General features: G+C 63.3%; 5 protein-coding genes. 3 read left to right on the forward strand and 2 right to left on the reverse strand.

The window, feature by feature from the left end; all coding sequences use genetic code 11:
• Positions 1-178: 178 nt before the first annotated feature.
• Positions 179-1660: an L-lactate permease gene (locus tag M3P36_RS14980; RefSeq protein WP_249704512.1), complete on the reverse strand. Its 1482-nt coding sequence runs from the start codon at positions 1658-1660 to the stop codon at positions 179-181.
• A gap of 4 nt (positions 1661-1664) precedes the next feature.
• Complete coding sequence (locus M3P36_RS14985; protein WP_249704513.1) at positions 1665-2675, reverse strand: 2-hydroxyacid dehydrogenase; 1011 nt, start codon at positions 2673-2675, stop codon at positions 1665-1667.
• 191 nt (positions 2676-2866) lie between these two features.
• On the opposite strand from M3P36_RS14985, the gene M3P36_RS14990 reads away from it, so the two are divergent.
• Genes M3P36_RS14990 through M3P36_RS15000 form a run of 3 tightly spaced genes read left to right on the forward strand, consistent with a single transcriptional unit; the run spans position 2867 to position 7136 of the window.
• A complete protein-coding gene (locus M3P36_RS14990) occupies positions 2867-3622 on the forward strand; it encodes an ABC transporter ATP-binding protein (RefSeq protein WP_249704514.1) in 756 nt (251 codons plus the stop codon).
• Positions 3616-5982, forward strand: a complete 2367-nt coding sequence (locus tag M3P36_RS14995; RefSeq protein ID WP_249704515.1) for an ABC transporter permease — start codon at positions 3616-3618, stop codon at positions 5980-5982. The genes M3P36_RS14990 and M3P36_RS14995 overlap by 7 nt, the downstream gene beginning before the upstream one ends.
• Positions 5982-7136 carry an efflux RND transporter periplasmic adaptor subunit gene (locus tag M3P36_RS15000; protein ID WP_249704516.1) on the forward strand — a complete coding sequence of 385 codons (1155 nt, stop codon included), beginning with the start codon at positions 5982-5984 and terminating at the stop codon, positions 7134-7136. The genes M3P36_RS14995 and M3P36_RS15000 overlap by 1 nt, the downstream gene beginning before the upstream one ends.
• Positions 7137-7570: the final 434 nt, after the last annotated feature.

The raw sequence follows: 7570 nt of genomic DNA on the forward strand, positions 1-7570 counted from the left end.
AGAGCTGAGCTTGAGAGCGCAATTGCCCCCGTCTCTATCAGGAGAAGGCATGGAGCATCTCTATCGAGGCAGACGCAGCGGGCGGGCGCACCACCACTCAGGGCGAGAATAAGTAAAGATCGGACTGTGTCCGAAGGGTCGGACTGTATCCGCAGGGAAAGCTTGCCGGGTACCATGGTCAGACTATGGCCGGACCGAAATAGAGCATGATGCCGCCCAGCCCCGCATAGACTATGCATACGGGTAGGGTGACCTTGAGGATCGCTCCCTCGCGCCCCACCAGCCCGACGGTAGCGGCCCCTGCAACCACATTGTGCGGGGCGATGACATTACCGATGGCTGCGCCGAAACCCTGCCCCACCAATGCCGACACGGGGTTGAGTGTGCTGGCTCCTGCCGCAGCGATCTGGAAGTCGGCGAGCAGGATGTTGGACGCCGTGGCAGAGCCCGTGATGAAAGAGCCGAGCGCTCCGGTGAGCGGCACGGCGAGTGCCCAGTAGGGGCCAAGCAATCCCGCAGCCCCATTTGCTAAAACGGCGATCATGCCGCTGTGAACCATCACCCGGGCCAGCAGCAGAACCGACACCAGCGCCAACGCCACATTGGGCAGGCGGGCGGCAGCCGCACCCAGCGATGGAGCGAAGACCGCTCGGTCCCCGCGCTTTGCCAGGCAGGTGCAAGCCAATGCGACCAGCAGCATCGTACCGGGATGATAAAGCGGAGCAACCATGCCGCCAAAACGTCCGGCCATACTCCATTCGATTGTGACCGATTGAAGAGGCGAGGAAATGGCCGGGATGGTTCGCGTTGCCAGAATGATGGCGAGTACCAGGACATAGGGCAATACGGCGGCCATGGCTTCCTTCGTGGCAATCGGCTCAACACCTCCACCCGCCGGCCACCGCCAGCGTGCGAAGGCGATGAACAGCGCGCCGCCAGCCAGCGCACCGCCCAGCGCCGGCAGCTCCGGCCCGGCCAGCCAGGCGAGCGCCAGGGCGGGAACGAGATAAAGTGCAGCCGCCGCCGGAGCCGCCAGCCACATGGCAGCCCCGGTCGGGCGGGCAAGATAAAACACCAGTCCGGCCAGCAACCAGCCGAGCATGGCATGCATCAACATGATCCGGCCGGACAGCAGCACCGCATCCACCGCATAGGCATCGAGCAAGGGCACCATCGGCGTCCCTACGGCCCCGAATGACACGGCTGCTGCGTGTCCAATCAGGGCGAGCAACAAGGACCTGTATGGCGAGAAGCCCAGCGCTACCAGCATGGGCGCGACCAGGGCCACTGGCGTGCCGAACCCCGCCGCGCCTTCCAGCAGCAGGGCGAAGAACCAGGCGAGGATTAGCGCCAACACCTCGCGCTTGCCGGAAAACGTGGCGAGCCAGGCCCCCATGCGGGCAGCTGCGCCGGATCTTGTCTGGAATTCATAAAGGGCAAGGGCCGGAAACACGATCCATAGGATCGTCGCTGCGGTGAAGAGCGCTTCTAACAGGGGACCGGCGAGCGCGACATACCCCGTACCAAAGCCGAAAGTGGTGATGGCAAGCACTATGCCGACAGCCGCGGCCGCCATTCCCGCCCGGGCAGCAGTCCAGCCAAGGCCGATCATTCCGACCAGCAGGACCAGGATCGGCACCAGAGCGAGCGCCTGCTCCATCACCTTAAGCCAGCATCTCGACTGAAACGGGATGATCGGGAACGCCGCTCTCGGCGAAACTCGAGATATTGCCAATTGTGGTTTGGGCGATGGCGGTCAGGGCCTCAACTGTCAGGAATGCCTGGTGGCCGGTGATCAGGACATTTGGAAAGGTCAGCAATCGGGCAAAGATGTCGTCCTGCAGTATCTGGTCCGACAGGTTCTCAAAGAACAGGTCACTTTCCTCCTCGTATACATCGAGACCGACGTGGCCAACATGGCCCGACTTGAGCGCGCGGATCAGCGCCCGTGTTTCCACCAGCGCACCACGCCCGGTGTTGATGATCATCACGCCAGACTTCATGCTCGCAATCGCCTCGGCGTTGACCACGTGATGGGTTTGCGGAGTCAGTGGGCAATGCAGCGAAACGATGTCGGATGCAGCGAAAAGCTCCGGCAAACCGACGTAAGAAGCTCCGGTGGCGATAAAACGGGGATCGTGCCGCGGATCATGTCCTACCACGCGGCAACCGAATCCCTGCATAATGCTGGCCAGGCATATGCCGATCTTGCCCGTACCCACGATGCCTACCGTGCGGCCTTTCAAATCGAAGCCCAGCAAACCATCGAGCGAGAAATTGCCTTCCCTCACGCGCGCGTAGGCTTTGTGGGTCTTGCGGTTCAGGGTCAGAATCAGTGCGACTGTATGCTCCGCCACTGCTTCGGGAGAATAGGATGGAACCCGCGCAACCGTGATGCCCAGTTCCCTGGCGGCGACAAGATCGACATTGTTGAAGCCCGCACAGCGCAAGGCCACCAACCGCACTCCGCGCTCTTTGAGTAGCTCCAGCACCGCGGAATCGAGGCTATCATTGACGAAGGCGCAGACTGCGTGGCTTTCGCGCACCAGGTCAGCGGTATCCGCGCCAAGGCGCGGTTCCAGGAAGTGGAGATCGTGCCGGTTCCCTTGTGCTGCATTTGCCTGCTCCAGAAACTGGCGATCATAGGGTTTCGTGCTGAAAACCGAGACTTTCATTGATTTGCTGCTCCAGTGCCTTCTCGATACCATAGCGGATTTGCTGTTCGCAGAGGACGAGATGATGTTATTCTTCCAAGAAATAGCCGTAAATTTCCCGCTGTTGGTAGTTTTTGGCAAAAGCCACTCCAGGTCCAGGCGTCGCTTGGATTATCGAAACACTGAGGGACCGAGGCTGCCGGGAAAGAACCATGAATCAAGACCCTCCAGCGGCAGCCGAGCACACACCCACCAGTGAAAGGGCCCTACTGGCGTTCAGCGGTACTGAACTGCGGAAAATCTATCGCACCGGCGAGACCGAGGTTCATGCATTACGCGGCATCGACCTTGCCATCCCGCAGGGTGAACTGCAGGTCTTCCTTGGCCCGTCGGGCAGCGGCAAGTCCACCCTGCTCAATATCATCGGCGGGTTGGACCGACCGACTTCCGGCACGTTGTATTATGAGGACATCGAACTGTCCGCCCTGGGTGACCGCGAGCTTACCCGCTTCCGGCGGGCCCATGTCGGCTTCATCTTCCAGTTCTATAACCTGATCCCCAGTCTGACCGCCGAAGAGAACGTGCGGCTGGTAACCGATATATCCGAAAACCCGATGCCCGCCGCCGATGCGCTCGACCTTGTGGGCCTGGCCGACCGGCGTGATCATTACCCGGCGCAGCTATCGGGCGGTGAGCAGCAACGGGTAGCCGTGGCAAGGGCCGTGGCCAAACAGCCTGGCGTGCTGCTGTGCGATGAGCCCACCGGCGCGCTCGACAGCGCCACCGGTGTGCGCGTGCTGGAAACCCTGGCGCGGGCAAACCGCGAACTGGGCACGACGGTGCTGATCATCACCCACAATGCCGGCATCGCGGCCATGGCCAATCGGGTGCTGCATTTCCTCGATGGCCGGATCGCCCGTGAACTGGTCAATCCCAATCCGATCGAACCAGGCCAGATCACATGGTGAGCGCGCTGGACCGCAAGCTGCTACGCGACCTGTGGCGGATGCGCGGCCAGGTGCTGGCAATCGCGCTGGTTCTTGCGGCGGCGACCGCCACCTTCGTAATGTCCACCGGGGTCCACGGATCACTGACCGAAACCCGCGATGCCTATTACGAACGCAACACCTTCGCCGATGTGTTTGCCACCATGACCCGCGCACCGCGCAGCGTGATCGGCCGCGTGGCCGCGATACCGGGCGTGCAGCGGGTGCAGGGCTCGATCAGCCAGTACGCCACGCTCGATTTTCCGGAGCGGAACGAGCCGGTGCGTGCCCTGATCGAATCGGTGGACGAAAGCGGGCGCAATCCGATCAACCGCATCACCCTCACCAGCGGCCGCCTGCCCCGGCGCGGCCAGGCTGGCGAGGTGGTGGTGGATGAAGCCTTTGCCACGGCCAATGTCCGTGAGCCCGGCGACCGGCTGGATGCCCTGATCTACGGCACCCGGCAGAGCCTCACGATCGTCGGCATCGGCCTTGCCCCCAACCACATCTACGCCATGGCACCGGGTGACCTGATCCCGGACAACACTCGGTTCGGCATCTTCTGGATGGGCGAACAGGCGCTGGAAGCCGCGACCGACCGTACCCAGGCGATCAACACACTGGCCGTGACCCTGCAGCGGGGTGCGTCCGAAGCCGATGTCATCCGGCAGATCGACACCATCATCGCGCCCTATGGCGGAACGGGCGCCTATGGTCGCGACGAGCACCTGAGCCATGCCTTCCTCGACAACGAACTGATGCAGCTGGAAGCCATGACCCGGGTGATCCCGCCGGTGTTCCTGCTGGTGGCGGTGTTCCTGGTCTATATCGTACTGGGCCGCATGATCCGGACAGAGCGGACGCAGATCGGGCTACTCAAGGCCTTTGGCTATTCCGATGCGGCGGTCGGCTGGCATTACCTGAAGTTTGCGCTGGCCATTGCCTTGCTCGCCTCGGTCCTGGGCACCCTGGGTGGGGCATGGATGGGGCGGGCTATGACCGGGCTATATGCCGAGTATTACCGCTTTCCGTTCCTGGTTTACCGGATCTCGCCGTCCGTCTTCCTCGGCGCGGCGGCGCTGTCGCTCGGGGCCGCCGCCCTGGGCGCGCTCGGCGGCATGAGAAGCGCCATCCGCCTGAATCCGGCTGTCGCCATGTCGCCCCCTCCTCCGCCAGTCTATCGCGCCGGCTTGGTCGAACGACTGGGCCACCGGGCGGGCTTCACCGCCATCGGGCATATGATTGCACGGCACATCGCGCGCTGGCCGGGACGCTCGGCGATCACCGTATTCGGGGTCGCGCTGTCACTCGCGCTGCTGTTCGCCACGATGCAGTTCCTCGATGCCAGCCGCACCATGATCGACAGCTTCTTCCTGCGCGGACAGGGCCAGGACCTGACCGTTACCCTGGTCGAACCGCGCCGCGAGGACGCGCTCCATGCCCTGCGCCAGATCCCCGGCGTCCTGCGCGCCGAACCGACCCGCGCGCTGGCCGTACGGCTGAGCAACGGCAATCGCCACGAACGCACCGCACTGGAAAGCGCGATGCCCGGATCGCAGCTCACTGCACGGATCGATGCTGACGGGAGCGCCATTGCGCTTCCTCCGGCTGGCCTGATGCTGAGCCGCCAACTAGCCGACCAGCTAGGGCTACGCGCCGGGGAACGGGTGCAGGTCGAATTGCTGGGCGGACGCCGGACCACGACCATGATGCCCGTGGCCAGCATCGTGAACGAATTTGTCGGTGCGCGGGCCTACGCAGCAGAATCGACGCTCGAAGCCCTGGCACGGGATGGATCCCCGGTCGGCGCCGTATTGCTGCGGGTGGATCCTGCCAGGCAGGGTGAAATCCTGACGAGGCTCAAAGACATGCCGCTGGTGCTGGGGGTAACCGAACGGGATGCATCCGTCAGGCTGTTCGAGGACATGATTGACGACAATCTCTATACCATGCTGTTCTTCTATGTTTCCTTCGCCTCGGCCATTGCCGTAGGCGTGGTCTATAACAGCGCCCGCATCCTGTTCGCCGAGCGCGAGCATGAACTGGCGACCTTGAGGGTGCTGGGATATTTCCGCAGCGAAGTGGGCGTGGTCCTGCTTGGCGAACTGGCCCTGTTGATCTGCGCTGCAGTGATTCCGGGCTGCCTGATCGGATACTGGATGGCACAATTGATGACAGACATGTTCAGCTCCGACCTGTTTCGCTTGCCCTTCGCCCCCTCGCGCGCCTCGTTCGGCTGGTCAATCGTGATTGTGATGACCGCAGCCATGGCCACGGCTCTGCTTGTTGCCAGGGGGGTTTCCCGGCTCGACATGGTGGCCGTCCTGAAGGCGCGGGACTGATGCTGGAAAGGCTGAAACGCTGGCGTTGGGCCGTGCTTGTCGCCTTGCTGATGGTGGCGGGGCTGGCCTTTGCGTTCTGGCCCACGGCAACCCTGGTGGATGTGGCCGAAGTGACGCGCGGCCCGATGGCCGTTGGCGTCACCGATGACGGGGTGACGCGGGCAGAGGATGTTTACATCGTCGCGGCTCCGGTCACGGGTTACCTCTCGCGCATCGAACTCGAAGCGGGCGACGAGGTTGTTGCCGGGCAATTGATTTCCCGCATGACCAGCCGCCTTTCTGCCCCCCTCGATCCGCGCAGCGAGCAGGACCTGCGCGGGGCGCTGGCCGCTGCACAGGCGGCGACGGCAGGATCGGAGGCTGCGCTCGGCCAGGCCCAGCGCGACCTTGCCCGGTCTGAGGAGCTTTCCCAGCGTGGGTTCCTTCCGCTGGCCCAATTGGAAGCGGCGCGCACGCGGGTATCCACCGAGCAAGCCCGGGTCCAGCAATCCCGGGCGGAAGCGAACCGCCTCCGCGCCCTGCTTGCGCAGCCGCAGGGACCGGGTGCAGGTGCGCCCGTGCCAGTGCGCGCGCCGGCCGCGGGGTCGGTCCTGTCGGTACTGCGCGAAAGCGAAGGCGTCATCGCCGAGGGGACCGAGCTCTTGGCCATCGGCAATCCGCAATCAATCGAGGTCGTCGTGGATCTCCTTTCCCGCGAGGCCGTCCGTGTCGGGCCAGGGAACCCGGTGGAGATCACCCAGTGGGGCGGCCCCGATCCGCTGGCTGGCTCGGTGTTGCGGATCGAGCCGTTCGGGCGGCTGAAGGTTTCCGCGCTGGGCATCGAGGAGCAGCGCGTCAACGTGATCATCGGCTTTACAGGAGCGGCAGCGGCAGCTGCCGCGCGCCTTGGACACGGCTACCAGCTCGATGCCACGATCATCCTGTGGCAGTCGGACGACGTGCTGCGCGTACCAATCGGCGCCCTATTTCGTGGTGGCGACGGGGGCTGGCGCGTGTTTGTCGAGAAAGGCGGCCGTGCGCGGGAAATCGCCGTGAGCATTGGCCATCTGAATGACGAATTTGCCGAGGTGACAGGCGGGCTGGAGGCGGGCGACCAAGTCGTGCTCAATCCGGCCAATTCCCTGCGCGCTGAAGACAGGATTCGCGCGCGCTAAGGAAGGAGTTGGGCCCAGCTGCGTCCGGCAAGTCGCTCAAGGCTGGCCCTATACGCCGCTGGGGTGCATGATTTTAGGATCGAATGCGCGACCCTGACAACTGCGCCAGACTTTCTTGCCTGTGCGCCAGTTGAGCAGCCAGACCGGAAGAATGTCTTCACGAAGCTGACACAGGCGGGCAGGTAGTTGTTAGCTTTCCCGGAAATTCCGCTGTAAATTACCACACGCGCGAGCTGGCCGGTTCCCCGCTTGACGTGGAGTAATTCCCTGTTGCAGGGAGTAGGGAGTAGGGAAAATGGCCGCTAAGCGGAGGAAATATCGAGGGTTCTGCAATCCAAAATCCGACCACTTTGTCGAAAAATGCAGTGAACCTCCTGCAAACTCCCTGACTGTAGAGTAATACCACGACAGACTGATCCACTCAGGACTGCGCC

The sequence above is a fragment of the Altererythrobacter sp. KTW20L genome, assembly GCF_023501975.1.
Lineage (GTDB): Bacteria > Pseudomonadota > Alphaproteobacteria > Sphingomonadales > Sphingomonadaceae > Alteraurantiacibacter.